The organism is Sphingomonas sp. (assembly GCF_036269755.1).
GTDB lineage: Bacteria > Pseudomonadota > Alphaproteobacteria > Sphingomonadales > Sphingomonadaceae > Sphingomonas.
Window position 1 is genome coordinate 122,130 of the sequence record NZ_DATBDV010000018.1, and the last position, 15,322, is coordinate 137,451.

The 15,322-nt window shown below is 66.8% G+C and carries 16 protein-coding genes; 12 read left to right on the top strand and 4 right to left on the bottom strand.

The window, feature by feature from the left end; all coding sequences use genetic code 11:
* The first annotated feature begins 184 nt into the window (after positions 1 to 184).
* From VH326_RS11515 to VH326_RS11550, 8 genes are all read left to right on the top strand, one after another.
* Positions 185 to 850 (top strand): TonB family protein, encoded by a 666-nt coding sequence (locus tag VH326_RS11515; protein ID WP_329631963.1) that lies wholly within the window; start codon positions 185 to 187, stop codon positions 848 to 850.
* Positions 851 to 1,006: 156 nt separating this feature from the next.
* Complete coding sequence (locus VH326_RS11520; RefSeq protein WP_329631964.1) at positions 1,007 to 1,357, top strand: hypothetical protein; 351 nt, start codon at positions 1,007 to 1,009, stop codon at positions 1,355 to 1,357.
* Between the two features lie 17 nt (positions 1,358 to 1,374).
* On the top strand, positions 1,375 to 2,352 hold the full coding sequence (gene ribD, locus VH326_RS11525) for a bifunctional diaminohydroxyphosphoribosylaminopyrimidine deaminase/5-amino-6-(5-phosphoribosylamino)uracil reductase RibD (RefSeq protein WP_329631965.1): 978 nt from the start codon (positions 1,375 to 1,377) through the stop codon (positions 2,350 to 2,352).
* Positions 2,353 to 2,355: 3 nt separating this feature from the next.
* Positions 2,356 to 2,961: a riboflavin synthase gene (locus tag VH326_RS11530; protein ID WP_329631966.1), complete on the top strand. Its 606-nt coding sequence runs from the start codon at positions 2,356 to 2,358 to the stop codon at positions 2,959 to 2,961.
* A gap of 182 nt (positions 2,962 to 3,143) precedes the next feature.
* A complete protein-coding gene (gene ribB, locus VH326_RS11535) occupies positions 3,144 to 4,421 on the top strand; it encodes a 3,4-dihydroxy-2-butanone-4-phosphate synthase (protein ID WP_329631967.1) in 1,278 nt (425 codons plus the stop codon).
* Positions 4,418 to 4,978: a hypothetical protein gene (locus VH326_RS11540; protein ID WP_329631968.1), complete on the top strand. Its 561-nt coding sequence runs from the start codon at positions 4,418 to 4,420 to the stop codon at positions 4,976 to 4,978. The genes ribB and VH326_RS11540 overlap by 4 nt, the downstream gene beginning before the upstream one ends.
* Positions 4,963 to 5,382 carry a 6,7-dimethyl-8-ribityllumazine synthase gene (gene ribH / locus VH326_RS11545; protein ID WP_329631969.1) on the top strand — a complete coding sequence of 140 codons (420 nt, stop codon included), beginning with the start codon at positions 4,963 to 4,965 and terminating at the stop codon, positions 5,380 to 5,382. The genes VH326_RS11540 and ribH overlap by 16 nt, the downstream gene beginning before the upstream one ends.
* A complete protein-coding gene (locus VH326_RS11550; protein WP_329631970.1) occupies positions 5,382 to 5,876 on the top strand; it encodes a hypothetical protein in 495 nt (164 codons plus the stop codon). Before ribH ends, VH326_RS11550 begins: the two co-directional genes overlap by 1 nt.
* Positions 5,877 to 5,886: 10 nt before the next feature.
* Here VH326_RS11550 and VH326_RS11555 read toward each other — a convergent pair whose 3' ends face one another.
* The gene (locus tag VH326_RS11555; RefSeq protein WP_329631971.1) at positions 5,887 to 6,546 is read right to left on the bottom strand and encodes a TMEM175 family protein; all 660 of its coding nucleotides are present in this window, start codon (positions 6,544 to 6,546) and stop codon (positions 5,887 to 5,889) included.
* A 108-nt stretch (positions 6,547 to 6,654) separates the two neighbouring features.
* Here VH326_RS11555 and acs point away from each other — a divergent pair, with 108 nt between their 5' ends.
* Positions 6,655 to 8,592, top strand: a complete 1,938-nt coding sequence (acs, locus tag VH326_RS11560) for an acetate--CoA ligase (RefSeq protein ID WP_329631972.1) — start codon at positions 6,655 to 6,657, stop codon at positions 8,590 to 8,592.
* On the opposite strand, the gene VH326_RS11565 is transcribed toward acs, so the two are convergent.
* Positions 8,589 to 9,059, bottom strand: a complete 471-nt coding sequence (locus tag VH326_RS11565) for a lasso peptide biosynthesis B2 protein (RefSeq protein WP_329631973.1) — start codon at positions 9,057 to 9,059, stop codon at positions 8,589 to 8,591. The genes acs and VH326_RS11565 overlap by 4 nt on opposite strands.
* A 97-nt stretch (positions 9,060 to 9,156) precedes the next feature.
* Here VH326_RS11565 and VH326_RS11570 point away from each other — a divergent pair, with 97 nt between their 5' ends.
* Together VH326_RS11570 and VH326_RS11575 are read left to right on the top strand one after the other, a co-directional pair.
* Positions 9,157 to 11,190: a M13 family metallopeptidase gene (locus tag VH326_RS11570; RefSeq protein WP_329631974.1), complete on the top strand. Its 2,034-nt coding sequence runs from the start codon at positions 9,157 to 9,159 to the stop codon at positions 11,188 to 11,190.
* Between the two features lie 162 nt (positions 11,191 to 11,352).
* Entirely contained in the window at positions 11,353 to 12,321 is a 969-nt protein-coding gene (locus VH326_RS11575) for an NADPH:quinone oxidoreductase family protein (protein WP_329631975.1), read from the top strand.
* On the opposite strand, the gene VH326_RS11580 is transcribed toward VH326_RS11575, so the two are convergent.
* Positions 12,318 to 12,974 (bottom strand): Crp/Fnr family transcriptional regulator, encoded by a 657-nt coding sequence (locus tag VH326_RS11580; protein ID WP_329631976.1) that lies wholly within the window; start codon positions 12,972 to 12,974, stop codon positions 12,318 to 12,320. The two genes, VH326_RS11575 and VH326_RS11580, sit on opposite strands and share 4 nt — an antisense overlap.
* Positions 12,975 to 13,044: 70 nt before the next feature.
* Here VH326_RS11580 and VH326_RS11585 point away from each other — a divergent pair, with 70 nt between their 5' ends.
* Complete coding sequence (locus VH326_RS11585) at positions 13,045 to 13,875, top strand: TauD/TfdA dioxygenase family protein (RefSeq protein WP_329631977.1); 831 nt, start codon at positions 13,045 to 13,047, stop codon at positions 13,873 to 13,875.
* 68 nt (positions 13,876 to 13,943) lie between these two features.
* On the opposite strand, the gene gor is transcribed toward VH326_RS11585, so the two are convergent.
* Positions 13,944 to 15,296 (bottom strand): glutathione-disulfide reductase, encoded by a 1,353-nt coding sequence (gene gor, locus VH326_RS11590; protein WP_329631978.1) that lies wholly within the window; start codon positions 15,294 to 15,296, stop codon positions 13,944 to 13,946.
* Positions 15,297 to 15,322 lie beyond the last annotated feature (26 nt).

Here is a 15,322-nt window from a genome sequence, read left to right on the forward strand (position 1 = left end):
TGCAGGTGCTGCGGCGCAGGCCGGAGCGTTGGCGAAGATGTGCTGCCCCTGGCCAAGGCTCCGGCCTGCGCCGGAGCACGGTATCTGTGAAGCTTTTCATTGACCTGTTGTAAACAATAATGTGACGTTGTATCATCACGCGAGTCGCGACACCAAGATCGCGCCAACGTGAGAGGATATGGCGATGTACGCAGACAGACATGCGGGCCGGCCCGCGATCAAACCGGGAAGCATGACCTTGGCGCTGGCGATGACCGCGCTGCCGATCGTCGGGCTGATCACATCGACCCAGGCGTCGCGGATCATCGCGGCGCTCGACCCGCCGATCACCATCCTGACCGTGCCGCCGGTCAAGGATCCCCCGCTCGATCCGCCGAAGCAAAAGACCAAGGCCGCCGATCCGATCGACCAGAAGATCTACGTGCCGCCGGTCGACCTGCCGCCGCTCGACCACCCCAGGCTCGACACCACGCCGACCTTCCCGCCGTTCCCCCCGCCGCCGCTCCCGCCGGGCGCCGGCACGGCGATCAAGGCGGTCACGCCGCCGCCCCCGCCGGCGGTCATGGTCAACGCGGAATACGATCCGCGTTACGCCTATGCGCTCCAGCCGACTTATCCCACATCCGAAATCCGCGCGGGCAATAGCGGGCGAGTCGTGCTGCGCGTGCTGATCGGCCCAGACGGGCGCGTGAAGCAGGTCGAGCGCGTGTCGGCCGCCAGCGACGCCTTCTTCGCCGCCGCCGAGCACCAGGCGCTGACCAGGTGGCGTTTCAAGCCGGCGACCCGGGACGGCGTGGCGATCGAGCAATGGAAGACGATGAGCCTGAGCTTCGTGCTCGACGAGCAATGACGTCTTTTTCCCGCTCACGCGGGAAGCGGTGCCGACCCACGCCCCCGCCCGGCCGCCCATAGAATATCCTGACTGGGCGGTCGGGCGGGGGTGTGGGCCGGCACCGCAAATTGACGGCTATTGGCATCGCGCCGGCCCAGCGCCTATCTTGAGGCGATGAGTGTTCTGCGCCGTTTCAATCCGTTCCGTGCCGTCGGCGATCTGCGCCGCTACCTCGCCGCGCGCCAGCGGCACGAGGTCATCTTCCTGTTCGTGTCGCTCGCGGCGGTGGTGCTGATCCTATCGGTGTTCGTGGCCGGATCGCAGGTCGAGAAGCCATACAAGCCGCCCGACATCATCTACGTCCAGTCGTGGCGCGCCGATCGCAGCGACGCCGATATCATCGCCCAGCAGAAGATCGACGCCGCCAAGAAGAAGATCCAGGACGCCAAGGAAGCCAAGTTCGAGGCAGAGAAGCGCGCCGCGTTCAAGCGCGCGAGCGATACGCTGCGGAAGTTCGGCATCTGAGCGCCGACGCGCGCTGGATGCACGCCGCGCTGGCGCTGGCCGAGCGTGGCCGCGGGCGGACCGCGCCCAATCCCAATGTCGGGTGCGTCATCGTCCAGCCTGCCCCGGCGAAGGGCGGGGGCAAGGTGGTGGGGCGCGGCTGGACTCAGCCCGGCGGGCGCCCGCACGCCGAGGCGATGGCGCTGGCGGCGGCGGGCGAGGCGGCGCGCGGGAGCACGGTCTACACCACGCTCGAGCCGTGCGCGCATGTCAGCCCGCGCGGGCCGGCGTGCAGCGATCTGCTGGTCGAGGCGGGGGTAGCGCGAGTCGTCGCGGCGCTCGGCGATCCCGATCCGCGCACCGACGGGCGCGGGCACGATCGGTTGCGCGCGGGCGGCATCGTCGTCGAAACCGGCGTCGAAGCGGACGGGGCGGCGCGATCGATGGCGGGGTTCCTGACGCGGCGCTCGCTCGGGCGGCCGCACGTCACGCTCAAGCTCGCGACTTCGCTCGACGGCTGCCTCGCGCTGGCGAACGGCGAATCGAAGTGGATCACCGGTGCGGAGGCGCGCGCGCACGCGCATCTCGAACGTGCGCGGCACGAGGCGATCCTGGTCGGGCGCGGGACGTACGAGGCGGATGCGCCCAAGCTCGATGTGCGATTGGCTGGATTGGAAGGTCGTTCGCCGCGGCGCCTCGTTCTCTCTTCCCGTCATCCCCGCTTTCGCGGCGGTGACGGTTGGGAGATGGTGACGTCCCCGCAATCTGTCGCGACCCTCGAAACTGTCGACCACCTCCTCGTCGAAGGCGGTGCGCAAACCGCCGCGGCCTTCCTCGCCGCCGACCTCGTCGACCGCCTCCTCCTCTACCGCGCACCGATCCTGATCGGCGGCGGCAAGCCCGCGATCGGCGATATCGGCCTCGCCAGCCTCGCCGACGCGCATCGCCGCTGGCGGTTGCGCGACCGGCGGATGTTGGGCATCGACACTTTCGAAGAATTCGAGCGAGTACGCTAAGCCATGTTCACCGGAATCATCACCGATATCGGCGCGATCGAGAGCATCGAACAGCGTGGCGACCTGCGCGTGCGGATCGCGACCGCCTACGACACCGCGACCGTCGATCTCGGCGCGTCGATCGCGTGTTCGGGCGTGTGCCTCACGGTCATCGACAAGGGCCCGGGCTGGTTCACCGTCGACGTGTCGGGCGAGACCGTATCGCGCAGCGCGCAGGGCCAGTGGCGCGAAGGCCGCAAGCTCAACCTCGAACGCGCGATGAAGCTCGGCGACGAACTCGGCGGGCATATCGTCACCGGGCATGTCGACGGAGTCGCCGAAGTCGCGTCGGTCGCGCCGTCGGGCGATTCGCGGGTGGTCACCTTCCGCGTCGCCGCCGACCTCGCGCCGTTCGTCGCTGCCAAGGGGTCGATCACCGTCGACGGCGTGTCATTGACGGTCAACACAATTGCCGATGGCGCCGACGGCAGCGAATTCACCGTCAACCTCATCCCGCACACCCAGGCCGTCACCACGCTCGGCGCGCTGGCGGCGGGGCATTCGGTCAATATCGAGATCGACGTGCTGGCGCGCTATCTTCAGCGGATGCAAACCCTCGCGGGGAAATGAAGGCTGGCAATGTTGGATTCGATCTGACATCGACCTTCACATTCCAAGGTGAAGGCGACGATGGCGAGCGCTCCATTCTTCTTCTTATTTGCGCGAGATTCGGGAAATTTCCCGCGGCGCTCGGTCGCGCGGTGTGACTTCCGGCTTGCCAGATCACATCGTGATGTGATAGGCGGCACGCCATGAGCACGATGCTGATCGATCGCGTCCGCGATCTCGTCGCCGCCGGCGGGATTTCCCGCTCCGGCCTCGCCCGCGCCGCCGGGCTTCACGCCAACTCGCTGCGCAGCCTCGACGAGGCCGAGTGGAACCCCACCGCCGACACCCTCAGGAAACTCGAATCGTATCTCGACCTGCGCGAAAGACGCCCCGCGCTCGTCCCGATCGAGGAGATCATCGAGGAAGCCCGCAACGGCCGCATGTTCATCCTGGTCGACGACGAGGATCGCGAGAATGAAGGCGACCTCGTCATCCCCGCGCAGATGGCGACCCCCGACGCGATCAATTTCATGGCCAAGCACGGCCGCGGGCTGGTCTGCCTAGCGCTGACCAAGGAGCGCACCGACCAGCTCGGGCTCGAGCTGATGAGCCGCAACAACGGCACGCGTCACGAAACCGCCTTCACGGTCTCGATCGAAGCGCGCGAGGGCGTCACCACCGGTATCTCGGCGCACGATCGCGCGCGCACCGTCTCGGTCGCGATCGACGCATCGAAGCACAAGCAGGACATCGTCACCCCCGGCCACGTCTTTCCGTTGGTCGCGCGCGATGGCGGCGTGCTGGTTCGCGCCGGGCATACCGAGGCGGCGGTCGACGTCGCCCGGCTCGCCGGACTCAATCCGTCGGGCGTGATCTGCGAGATCATGAACGAAGACGGCACGATGGCGCGGATGGACGACCTCGTCGCGTTCGCCGACAGCCACAAGCTCAAGATCGGGACGATCCGCGACTTGATCGCCTATCGCCGCCAGCACGATCATCTGGTCGAGCGCCGTGCCGAGGCGCGCTTCACCAGCCGCTGGGGCGGCGAATGGACCGCGACGACGTTCTACAACAAGGCCACCGGCACCGAGCAGATCGCGCTGATCAAGGGCCGGATCGACCCCGACCAGCCGACGCTGGTGCGGATGCACGCGATGAACGTGTTCGCCGACATATTCGGCGAGGAAGGCCCGCGCGGCGCGTTGCTCGCGCGATCGATGGAGTTGATCGGCGAGGCCGGATCGGGCGTCGTCGTCCTGTTGTCGCAGACGGGGCCCGGCGGGTTCACGCAGGCGCTGCAGCGCAAGTCGGGCGGGCCGCCGGGGGACGAGTTGCGCGATTACGGCGTGGGCGCGCAGATCCTGACCGATCTCGGCGTCGAGGACATGATCCTGCTCACCAACACGCACCATATATTGGTCGCGCTCGACGGCTATGGCCTCTCGATCGTCGGCGAGCGCGCGATCACGCCGCGGTGAGCGACCCGCAGCCGTTCCTGCCCAAGCGTATGCGCACGGCGGCCGACGAGGCGGCCGCGCCCAAATATGCGCATTGCGAGCGCGAGCGGCGCTGGCTGGTCGATGCCGCCGCGCCGCCGCCGGCGGTCGATCCGATCGAGATCCACGATCGCTACATCACCGGCACCCGGCTGCGGCTGCGCGAGATGCGTCGCGATGGCGAAATCGTCTGGAAGCTCACCAGGAAATACGAATGCGCCGACGCCTTGGCGCGCCCGATCGTCACCGCCTATCTGACGCGCGCGGAATATGACGTGCTCGCGGCGCTGCCGGCGCTCGGCGTCGCCAAGCAGCGCTTCCGGGTCAGCGAAGGCGGACGAGATTTTTCGCTCGACCGCTTCGCAGGCGCGCTCGACGGACTGGTGCTGTCGGAACTGGAAGCCGAGGACGACGCGACGCTTCGCGCGCTGGCCGACCCGGCATGGACGGTCCGTGACGTCAGCGACGACCCCCGCTACCAAGGCGCCAGGCTCGCCGCGCACGGCATCCCGAAAGGATATCCATGGCCAGAGTGCTGATCGTCGAAGCGCGGTTCTACGACCATCTCAACGACCTGCTGCTCGCCGGGGCGCGCGCCGCGATCGAGGCGGCGGGCCACGCGCACGAGACGGTGACGGTGCCGGGTGCGCTCGAAGTGCCGGGCGCGATCGCGCTCGCGGCGGAGACCGGCCGTTACGATGCGTTCGTCGCGTTGGGGGTGGTGATCCGCGGCGAGACCTACCATTTCGAGATCGTGTCGAACGAAAGCGCGCGCGGCGTGTTGGCGCTGACGATGGACGGCATCGCGATCGGCAACGGCATCCTGACGGTCGAGGACGAAGCGCAGGCGATCGCCCGCGCCGACCCGGCACAGCTCGACAAGGGCGGCGGCGCGGCTAGGGCGGCGCTGGCGATGCTCGAATTGAAACGGCGCTTCGGCTGATGCGGCTCGAAGCGCCCCCCTCGCGCTACCGCGTGATCGAGCGCGACGGGCGGCTGGTGGTGATCGATCGGCAGGCGGGCGAGCAGCAGCTCCCGCTCTCGCTCGCGTCATCACCGCTCGTTCGGGTCGAACCGCCGATTTCGTCTCGACCGGCGAGTCCTTCGCCCAAGAGCATGATCGCCGACCCGCCCGGTCTGTTGCGCAGCGTCGCCGCCGCGGTGACCGGCGAGGTCCGCGACGACGACGGGCGCCTGCTGCTCGACACCGCGAACTGGTTTGATTCGAAGGCGCCGCGCACGATCGCGCTAAGCCCGGCGGGCGAGCGGCGACTCGGCGCGGTGGTGCTGGCGCTGGCCGCGGCCGCGCTCGTCGCGATCGCCCTGGTCGTGACGGGCAACGTGATCGGCTGGGTGATCGCGATCGGCGGGTTTGCCCTCGTCAGCAACGGCAAGCCGCTCGCGAGCAGCTGGCTCGACGGGCTGGCGGATGCCTAAAGCCGCGCGATCAGACGCGCTGGATCACCCCGCGGCGGTGGAGCAGATCGAGCACCTTGCGCCATACCGGCATCGACATCAGCCCGGGCTGGCCCAGCCACGGATTGACGAAGCACAAAGCCAGCGCCGTCGCCGTGCCGAGCAACACCGACCAGCCGCGCCGCCGGATCAGCGCAGCATATTCGGGGTCGAGATCGTCCGCCGCGACCGGCGGGGTGATCGCCATGCTGTTGTTCCACAAATTGCAGACGCCGACGAGCATCAGCCACAGGATGTAAGCGGCCGACGGCACCAGCTTGCCGTAATAGTCGCTGACCAAGGCGGTGAAGAACGGCATCCCGGCGACCGAGCAGAGCAGGCAAAGATTGGGCATCATCAGCTTGGGCGACCAACGCCGCGCACAGTCGAACGCGCGATGATGTCCGCCCCAGAACGCGCCGATCACGAAAAACGACACGAAGAAGCCGATGAACTGCGGCAGCATGTTGATCAGCGTGACCAGGAAATCCCGGTCACTCGCCGTTTTCGGCAAATGTGGGAATTTAAGCTCGATCACCAGCAACGTGATCGAGATCGCGAACACCGCGTCGGAAAAGAACACCAGCCGCTCGAGCGCATGCGCAGGCGCGCCGTGATGCATCGGGTGATCGGCTTCGATCGCTTTGCTCATGTTGGTCCCCCTGCGCCGAACCACGTTGCCGCAAACCATGCTGCCCGCCCCGACGCCGCTTGCCAAGCGCCCGCGTCGCCCGCCACAAGGTGAAGCAGGGAGAGCCGCATGTCCGACCAGAGCCTTTATCCGGTCCCCGCCGACTGGGCCAAGCACGCGAAAGTGAACCGCGCGGGGTATGAGAAGCTCTACGGCCGCAGCCTCGCCGATCCCGGCAGCTTCTGGCTCGAGCAGGCGCGGCGGCTCGACTGGATCAAGCGGCCCGAAATCGCGGGCGACTGGTCGTTCGACAAGGCCGATTTCCACATCAGCTGGTTTTCGGACGGCGTGCTCAACGTCTCGGCCAATTGCCTCGACCGGCACCTCGCGAAGAGCGGCGATACAATTGCCTTGATCTGGGAGCCCGACGATCCGTCGGAAGAGCCCAAGCGGATCACCTATCGCCAGCTCCACGCGCAGGTCTGCCGGTTCGCCAACGCGCTCAAGGATCGCGGCGTGCAGAAGGGCGACCGAGTCACGATCTACCTGCCGATGATCCCCGAAGCTGCGGTCGCGCTGCTCGCTTGCGCGCGGATCGGCGCGATCCATTCGGTAGTGTTCGGGGGCTTCTCACCCGAAGCGCTGGCGGGGCGAATCGAGGATTGCGGGTCGACCGTCGTCATCACCGCCGACGAAGGGCGGCGCGGGGGGAAGAAAGTGCCGCTCAAGGCCAATGTCGACGCCGCGCGCAAGCTCGCGCCGGGGTTCGAGACGGTGATCGTCGTCAAGGCGACCGGCGGCGAGGTCGCGATGAGCGACGGCGACCATTGGTACCACGAGCTGATCGAGGCAGCCGCGCCCGAATGCCGGCCCGAGCCCATGTCGGCGGAGGATCCGCTGTTCATCCTCTACACCAGCGGATCGACCGGAAAACCCAAGGGCGTGCTCCACACCTCGGGCGGTTATCTCGTCTGGGTCAGCCTCAGCCACGAACTGACCTTCGATTACCGGCCGGGGCAGATCTATTGGTGCGCCGCCGATATCGGCTGGGTGACCGGGCACAGCTACATCCTCTACGGCCCACTCGCCAATGGCGGCACCAGCCTGATGTTCGAAGGCGTCCCCAACTGGCCCGACGCGAGCCGCATCTGGCAAGTGTGCGACCGTCACCAGGTCGAGATACTCTACACCGCGCCGACCGCGCTTCGCGCGCTGATGCGCGAGGGCGACGCGTACGTTACGCGCACCAGCCGCGCGTCGCTCAAGCTGCTCGGTACGGTCGGCGAGCCGATCAACCCCGAAGCATGGCGCTGGTATCACGCGGTGGTCGGCGAAGGCCGCTGCCCGATCGTCGACACATGGTGGCAGACCGAAACCGGCGGGCACATGATCACCCCCTTGCCCGGCGCGACCGATCTCAAGCCCGGTAGCGCGACCTTGCCGTTTCCGGGAGTCGACCCGCAGATCGTCGATGCCAATGGCGACGTGCTGACCGGCCCGGCCGAGGGCAACCTTTGCATCGCGCGGAGCTGGCCGGGTCAGATGCGCAGCGTGTGGGGCGACCACGAACGCTTCTTCCAGACCTATTTCACCGCCTACAAAAGCAAGTATTTCACCGGCGACGGCTGCCGCCGCGACTCGGACGGCTATTACTGGATCACCGGCCGAGTCGATGACGTGATCAACGTTTCGGGGCATCGCCTGGGAACGGCAGAAGTCGAGTCGGCGCTGGTGCTCAACCACAAGGTCGCCGAGGCCGCGGTCGTCGGCTTCCCGCACGACATCAAGGGGCAGGGGATCTACGCCTATGTCACGCTCAAGGCGGGGGAGGCGCCGTCGGAGGCATTGCGCAAGGAATTGATCGGCTGGGTCCGCGCCGAGATCGGTCCGATCGCGGCACCCGACGCGATCCAGTTCGCGCCGGGCCTGCCCAAGACTCGCAGCGGCAAGATCATGCGCCGCATCCTGCGCAAGATCGCCGAAGGCGACACGTCGAACCTAGGTGACACCTCCACGCTCGCCGACCCGGGGGTCGTCGACGATCTGGTCGCGAACCGCGTCGGCTAGATGAAACAGGCGACGGCGCGCATCCCGGGCGGGAGCGGATAGCCCGTCACCTTGACGCCCGCGGCGTCGAGCCAGGCGTGCGCGTCGATCGGCTTGGCGTCGGTGATCTGGGCGCCGAAATACATCACGCTGACGATCCCACGGCGGCGGAGCATGACCTGCGCCGCCATCGCCTGTTGGAGGCAGACCGACCGGAACGGCATGAACGGCGCCGCGGCGCGGATCGCCCAGCGTACGTCGCGCGCGATCCGTGCCTCGACTTCGGTCGTGGCAGCGGCACGGGCGGTGGCGCGCGGATCATCGATTTGGGTGAACTCGCCGAGCGATCGCGCCACCTGCGCGAACGGCCGAGTCGCGAGCCTGAGCCGCGCCCCCAGCATCGCTGCACAGGCTTCGGCAACCAGCGCCTGGCGCCGCACGCCGACGGTGGCGAGGGTCTTCACCTTGCGGGGCATCGCGCGTGACATTGCCAGCGCGGTGCCACGAAAGGCCCGGCAAGTCGATTGCGTGTTCCCGACGGCCCCGCTATAGCGGCGTAACACACACCGGGTGGAGAGATTTTCGATGAATACCCAGGCATTGACTCGTCTGGCGCTGGGCGTCGCCGCGCTGGCGATCGCGATCCCGACGGTCGCGCAAGTCGCCAAGCCGCGCTACGGCACGTTCGGCATCGACCTGACGTCCGAGGATAAACAGGTGAAGCCAGGCGACGACTTCTGGACCTATGCCAACGGCGCCTGGGCCGCGCGCACTGAAATCCCGGCGGACAAGGGCGGCGTCGGCTACGGCAACATCCTGACCGACGAGGCCGAGGCCAACGTCCACGCGATCCTCAACGACATGGCTGCCAACCCAGCCGCTTATGGCGCGACCGGCAAGCAGGTCGGCGATTTCTACGCGAGCTGGATGGATCAGGCGGGGATCGACGCGAAGGGCACCGCGCCGCTCAAGCCGTATCTCGACCGCATCTTCGGCGTGAACGACCTGACCGGTTTGCAGACCTTGTTCGCGAGCGTCGGCTACGCCTCGCCGATCGAGGTCGGGGTGATCCCCAGCCTGTCTGACCCGACCCACTACACCGCGGTCGTCGGCCAGGGCGGCCTCGGCATGCAGCGCGATTATTACCTGCTGCCGGGCGAGAAGTACGATGCCTTCCGCGCGGCCTACAAGGCGTATATCGGGCACATGCTGCAGCTCGCCGGTGTCCCAGATGCCGGGGCGAAGGCGGAGGCGATCTTCGCGCTCGAAACCGCGATGGCCAAGGACCAATGGTCGCCGGCCGAAAGCCGCGACATTGCCAAGCTCAACGATCCCGAGACGATCGCGGGGCTCAAGGCCAAAGCGCCCGACGTCGACTGGGCGCTGATGCTCAAGACCGCCGGACTCGATTCGTCCCCGATGGTGCTGATGGCGAACAACACCGCGTTGACCGCGATGGGCAAGATCATGGTCGCGACGCCGTTGCAGACCTGGAAGGACTATCTCGCCTTCCACTTCATCAGCGATCACGCGACCTTCCTGCCCAAGGCTTTCGACGACGCGCAGTTCGATTTCTATTCGAAGACGCTGGGCGGCGTGCCGGTGCAGCGCGATCGTTGGAAGCGCGGCGTGCAGCTGATGAACGGCGCGCTCGGCGAAGCGGTGGGCGAAATCTACGTCAAGAAGTACTTCCCGGCGACTAGCAAGGCCAAGATGGGCGAGCTGATCGACGATCTTCGCGCTGCCTATGCCGAGAAGATCAGCAACGCGCCGTGGATGGACGCCACGACCAAGCAGAAAGCGCTCGCCAAGCTCGCGGCGTTCGAGCCGCGCGTCGGCTATCCGGTCAAGTTCATCGACTATTCGTCGCTCCAGGTCGACCGTGGCGATCTGCTCGGCAACGCGATGCGCTCGGGCGAATTCGAGCACCAGCTCGAACTGTCGCGCTTCGCCAAGCCGGTCGACCGGACCTTGTGGGGTATGACCCCGCAGACGGTGAACGCCTATTACAACCCGCTGGCGAACCAGATAACCTTCCCGGCGGCGATCCTGCAGCCGCCTTACTTCGACCCGAACGCCGACGCGGCGGTCAATTACGGGGCGATCGGCGCGATCATCGGCCACGAAATGGGCCACGGCTTCGACGATCAGGGCAGCCAGTTCGGCCCCACCGGCAAGTTCGAGAATTGGTGGACCCCGGAGGCGAAGAAGGCCTACGCCGAACACACCGCCGCGCTCGCCGCGCAATACGACCAGTATGAGGCGATCCCCGGGACCAAGATCAACGGCAAGCTGACGCTCGGCGAGAATATCGGCGACCTTAGCGGGATCGAGGCGGCCTATGCTGCGTACCAGCGTTATCAGGCGAAGCACGGCAAGGCGCCGGTGATCGGCGGGCTGACCGGCGACCAGCGCTTCTTCCTCGCCTTTGCCCAGGCGTGGCAGACCAAGGTGCGCGATGATCGCCTGCGTCAGCAGCTGCTCGGCGATCCGCACTCGCCGGCCAAGTACCGGGTCAACGGCGTCGTCCGTAACTTCGACCCCTGGTACAAGGCGTTCAACATCAAGCCGGGCGACAAGCTGTATTTGCCGCCCAACGAGCGCGTGCATATTTGGTAGGCGCGGACGGCCCGGATTTGCCTCGGCAAATCCAGGACTCGTCGCGGCGGCCGGCAAGCCGGCTCGTCCGGCTTGTCCGATGGCGTGACTTGGAGGGGCGCTCGCGGCGACGCGGCGCCCTTTCTGTTGACGCTCTCCCTTCGCCCTGACACGCCGACCAGCATGAAGGCGCTCGTCATCTCCGCGTTCGTTTCGGACTTTGCCGGTTGCACGCTGGCGGAGGTGCCCGATCCGGTTCGCGCACCGGGGCAAGTCCTGATCCGAGTGCGCGCGGCATCGCTCAACTTCCCCGATCTGCTGATGACCGAGGGCAAGTATCAGCTCAAACCCGACCTCCCGTTCGTGCCCGGCATGGAAGTCGCGGGTGAGGTTGTCGCGGCCGATGTCGACAGCGGCTTCGTAGCAGGCGATGCGGTGGTCGCAGGAACTCGGCTCGGTGGATTTGCCGAACGCGTCGCGGTCGACGCGCGGAGCGTTCGCGCGATGCCGGGTAACCTCGACTGGGCCACGGCGGCGAGCGTCGGCGCGGCATACAACACCGCCTATGTCTCTCTAGTCCGGCTCGCGAACGCTCGACCCGGCGAGTGGGCGCTCGTCCATGGTGCAACCGGGGGAGTCGGGCTCGCCGCCGTCGATCTCGCCAAGGCACTCGGCTGCCGCGTGATCGCCACCTCGCGTTCGGCGGACAAGCTCGCGGTCGTGGCGAAGGAATACGCGATCGATGCCGTCTTGCCAGCGCCGGGTTTCCGTGACGCGGTCAAGCAACTCGCCGGCGGTGGCGCGGACGTGATCTTCGATCCGGTCGGCGGCGATGTGTTCGACGAGAGCACGCGCTGCATCGCGTTCGGCGGGCGACTGCTGGTGGTCGGCTTCACTTCTGGACGCATCGCGACCGTTCCCACCAACATCCCGCTGATCAAGGGTTTCTCGGTGATCGGCGTCCGCGCGGGCGAATATGGGCGGCGCTTTCCAGACTTAGGCCGCGAGAACGCCGATGCGATCTGGTCGATGGTCGCCGGCGGCCGCCTGCGTCCGCGCGTCGATCGCCGCTATGCGCTGACCGATTGGCGCGACGCGTTCGAGGCGATGCGCGACAGCCGGATGATCGGCAAGATCGCGATCGAGCTCTAGATCCCGGCGAATGCGCGCAACGCCGCGCGATCGGTGACGAGCAGCGAGCGATAGAGCGGCACGACCCATTCGCGCCGCGCGAGCGCGAGGATATGGCCGCTCGCCGACTTGCGACTGAGGCCGCACATTTCGGCCAGGTCGGTTTGAGTCGCCGGCACCACGCCTTCCTCGTCGGCCAATTGCGCGAGCCGCGCGGCGATCCGCTGGCGCGGGTTGAGGCCGAGGTTGAGCGCGGCGGCGTGCACTGCCGCGTCGAGCTGGTCGTAGAGCAATGCGATCACCGCCGCCCACACCCCCGGCGCGCGGTCGGCGATCGCTGGGAGGGCGGCATCGGGCACCAGCAGCACGTGCGCCGGTCGCTGTGCGCTCGCGGTGACGATCCGCCGTCCGCCGCCGAAGCGCCGCGACTGGCCGATCGCCTGCCCCGGCCCGACCAGTCCGATCAGCACGCCCCGCTCCAGCCCCGCGCTGGCTTCGAGCCGCAACACGCCGTCGACGACCAGGCACAGCCCGGGCTCGGCGTCGCCCTCGCTGTAGATCCATTGCCCTTCGTCGAGCGCGCGGGTGCGGCCCGCCGCGACCAGCGCTTCGGCTAGCGCGGGATCGAGAGCGGCAAACCAGCGGCCGCGTTTTAGCGCCTCGATTACGTCCATCGCCAATTGCTACGATCGTAGCATTCGTATCGCAAGCGGTTTGGTATTAGCGGCGCGAGGGAGAGAGACGATGACCATCCATATTCAGCCGATCGCCGACCATTGCGGTGCCGAAGCGTCCGGCATCGACCTGCGCCAAATCGACGACGCCGGGATGAGCGCGCTCAAGGCCGCGGTTGCCGATCGCGGCGTGCTGTTCGTTCGCGATCAGGAGCTCAGCCCCGACGATCATATCGCGTTTGCGCGGCGTTGGGGCGACATCGACGTCAACAATTATTTCCCTGCAAACGGCGGCTATCCCGAAATCGCCGAGGTGCGCAAAGCCGAGACTCAGACGACCAATATCGGCGGCGGCTGGCATACCGATCACAGCTACGACCAAGTCCCCGCAATGGGATCGATCCTCCTCGCGCGCGAAACCCCGCCGAGCGGCGGCGACACGCTGTTCGCGAGCCTTGGCGCGGCGTACGACTCGCTATCGGATGGCCTCAAGGCGACGCTCGAGGGTCTGCGCGCGGTGCATTCGGCCGACCACATCTACGGCCAGGACGGCATCTATTCGAAGACCGACCAGGGCGCCGACCTCAAGGGGCACGACATCCATGCTGCCGCGGTGCACCCCGCGGTGATCCGTCACCCGGTGACGGGGCGCAAGATCCTCTACGTCAATCCCGCTTTTACGCTCCATTTCGAAGGCTGGACTCGCGAGGAGAGCCTGCCGTTGCTGTCGTACCTCTACTCGGTCGCGATGCGGCCGGAGTTCCACTGCCGCTTGCAATGGGCGCCGGGGAGTCTTGCGGTATGGGACAATCGCTCGACCTGGCATTGCGCGATGAACGATTATCAGGGGCAACGGCGACTGATGCACCGGATCACGATTTCGGGGGTGGCGCTCAATTAACTCGTCATTCCGGCGAAGGCAGGGATCGCTCAATTAACCGGCGGCCCCGGCCTGCGCCGGGGCGACGGTCATTTCATCAGCACCAATTCCTCCGCCATCGTCGGGTGCAGCGCGACGGTCTGGTCGAACGCATCCTTGGTCAGCCCGGCCTTCACCGCCACGGCCGCGGCCTGCAATATCTCCGCTGCCTCCGGCCCGATCATGTGGATGCCCAGGATCTTGTTGGTCTCGCCGTCGCAGATCATCTTATAGAGCGCGCGTTCGTTGCGGCCGGCCAGCACGTTCTTCATCGGGCGGAAGTCGCTGACATAGACCTTGACCGATCCGTGTTTCTGCTTGGCCTGGCTCTCCGTCATCCCCACCCCCGCCATCTGCGGGTGGCTGAACACCGCGGCGGGGACGCAATGATAATCGACGCGGGTCGGCTTATTGCCGAACACTGTGTCGGCGAACGCTTGCCCCTCGCGGATCGCCACCGGGGTCAGCTGAATGCGGTCGGTGACGTCGCCGACCGCGTAGATGCTCGGGACGTTCGATCGGCTGTCCTCGTCGACCTTGACCGCGCCTTTCTCGTTGGTTTCGACGCCCGCCGCGTCGAGCCCCAGATTCTCGGTGTTGGGGACGCGCCCGGTCGCAAACATCACGCAATCGACCTCGATCGGCGCGTGATTCGACATCGACACCTTGAGCGCGCCGTCCGCCTGCTGTTCGATTCCTTCGAACTTGGCGTTGAAGCGGAATTGAAGGCCCTTGGTCATCGATATCTGGAGCAGACGGTCACGGATCTGCTCGTCATAGCCACGCAGGATCTGGTCGCTGCGGTTGATCAGCGTCACTTCGGCGCCGAGTTCGTGGAAGATGCCGGCGAATTCGTTGGCGATGTACCCGGCGCCCGCGATCAGAATTCGCCTGGGCACGCTGTCGAGGTGGAACGCCTCGTTCGAGGTGATGCCGTATTCGTGTCCGGGGCAAGTCGGGATGTGCGGCCGCGCGCCGCTCGCGATCAGGATGTATTTGGCGGTGACTTCGCGCCCCGAGGCCAAGCGGACATTGTTCGGCCCGGTCAGTTCGGCGCGCTCATGGATGATCTCGGCGCCATGGGTTTCGAGCGTGGCGGTATAGGCCTTGTTGATCCGGTCGACTTCCTCGAAGACGTTGCCGGTGAGCACTTTCCAGTCGAAGCTGCAATCGGGAACGTCCCAGCCGAAACGGCGCGCGTCGGCGAGATCCTCCGCAAAGTGCGCACCATAGACGAGCAGTTTCTTGGGTACGCAGCCGCGGATCACACAAGTGCCGCCGACTCGATATTCCTCGGCCACCGCCACCCTGGCGCCGTGCGCCGCGGAGACTCGTGCGGCGCGCGTGCCCCCCGATCCCGCGCCGATAACGAACAGGTCGTAGTCGTATTTGGCGTCGGTCATTCTCTACCTCTCGTCATGCTGTGTTT